The 2,169-nt window shown below is 64.9% G+C and carries 1 protein-coding gene; it reads left to right on the forward strand.

Annotated elements, in window-relative coordinates:
- Nucleotides 1-2,169, forward strand: a 2,169-nt coding sequence (locus tag JOZ76_RS00320) for an alpha-2-macroglobulin family protein (RefSeq protein ID WP_291696646.1), incomplete at both ends; no start/stop codon positions are given.

The following is a 2,169-nucleotide window of genomic DNA, read 5'->3' on the forward strand; positions in this document are numbered from 1 at the left end:
GCAGATCGGCATCAAGCCCGCTTTCGGCGACAAGAATGTCGCGGAAGGCGACAGGGCCGATTTCGACGTGCTGTTTGTGGCCCCCGACGGCAAGACCCTGCCGCGATCCGGCCTGCGCTACGAACTCCTCAAAATCGACTCGCGCTACCAGTGGTACCGCCGCAATTCGTTCTGGGAATTCGAGCCGGTCAAGACCACCAAGCGCGTTGCCGATGGCGAATTGAATATCGTCGCGGACAAGCCGTCACACCTTTCGTTTTCGCCGGAGGCTGGCCGCTACCGCCTCGACGTCAAATCGACGGAGGCTGACGGGCCGATGACATCCGTGCAGTTCGATGTCGGCTGGTACTCTGAAGGAAGCGCCGACACGCCGGACTTGCTGGAGACGTCGATCGACAAGCCGCAATACCAATCCGGCGAGACCATGGTCGTGTCGGTCAATGCGCGCACGGCCGGAAAGCTCACGGTGAACGTGCTCGGCGACCGCCTGCTGACGACGCAGAGCGTCGATGTGAAACAGGGCACCGCGCAGGTCAAAATCCCCGTCGGCAAGGATTGGGGCACCGGCGCCTATGTGATGGCGACCTTGCGCCGCCCGCTCGACGCTGCCGCCCAGCGCATGCCGGGAAGGGCGATCGGGCTGAAATGGTTCGGCATCGACAAGACGGCGCGGGCGCTGAGCCTCACGCTGTCGCCGCCGGCGCTGGTCCGTCCCGGCTCGACCATGAAGATTCCGGTGAAGCTCGGCGGGCTCAGCCCCGGCGAGGACGCGAAGGTGGTGGTTGCGGCCGTCGACGTCGGCATCCTCAATCTCACCAACTACAAGCCGCCGGCGCCGGACGATTATTATCTCGGCCAGCGCCAGCTCTCCGCCGAGATCCGCGACATCTACGGGCAATTGATCGACGGCATGCAGGGTACGCGCGGCCAGATCAAGTCTGGCGGCGATGCTGCTGCTGTCGAACTGCAGGGCAGTCCGCCGACGCAAAAACCGCTGGCGCTGTATTCCGGAATCGTCACGGTCGGTCCCGACGGCACCGCCGAGGTCAGTTTCGACATTCCGGAATTCGCCGGCACCGCGCGGGTGATGGCGGTGGCCTGGAGCGCGACAAAACTCGGCCGCGCCACCACGGACGTGACCATCCGGGATCCCGTGGTGCTGACCACCACGCTGCCGCGCTTTTTGCGCAACGGCGACCACGGCACGATGAGTTTTGAGATCGACAATGTGGAAGGCCCGGCTGGCGACTACACCATAAGTGTGAAGTCGTCAGGCCCGGTGAACGTCTCGGGCAAGCCCGAGAGCACCGCGAAGCTTGCAGCGAAACAGCGCAGCACGCTGGCGCTGGCGATCGATGCGTCCGCAGCGGGAACGGCTGACTTCGACGTCGACATCAAGGGACCCGACGGTCTTGCGCTGGCGCGCCATTACGCGCTCGACGTCAGGCCCGCGACGCAGACGCTGGCGCGGCGCTCGATCCGCACGCTCGCGAAGAATGAAAGTCTGACGCTGACGGGCGACATGTTCTCCGATCTCGTGCCGGGTACGGGCAGCGTCTCGCTTTCGGCGGGCCTGTCGACTGCGCTCGATGCCGCCACTATTTTGAAGGCGCTCGATCGCTATCCGCATGGCTGCTCGGAGCAGATCACCAGCCGCGCAATGCCGCTGCTCTATGTCAACGAGCTCGCGGCCGGCGCGCATCTTGCGATGGACAATGATGTCGATCAGCGCATCCGCGATGCGATCGAGCGGCTCTTGGCGCGACAGGGGTCGAATGGTTCGTTCGGCCTGTGGTCGGCCGGCGGGGACGACGCCTGGCTCGACGCGTACGTGACGGACTTTTTGACGCGTGCGCGTGAAAAAGGTTTTGCGGTGCCGGACGTGCTGTTCAAGAACGCGCTCGACCGCATCCGCAACGCTGTCGTTAATGCCAACGAGCCGGACAAGGATGGCGGACGCGATCTCGCCTATGGCCTCTACGTGCTCGCGCGCAACGGTGCCGCGCCGATCGGCGATTTGCGCTATCTCGCCGATACCAAGCTGAACAATCTGGCGACGCCCATTGCCAAGTCGCAACTGGCGGCGGCGCTGGCACTGGTCGGTGACCGGGGCCGCGCCGAGCGCGTCTACCAGGCAGCGCTCGACAGCCTGTCGCCAAAGCCGGTGCT

Source organism: Bradyrhizobium sp., from assembly GCF_019244115.1.
Lineage (GTDB): Bacteria > Pseudomonadota > Alphaproteobacteria > Rhizobiales > Xanthobacteraceae > Bradyrhizobium.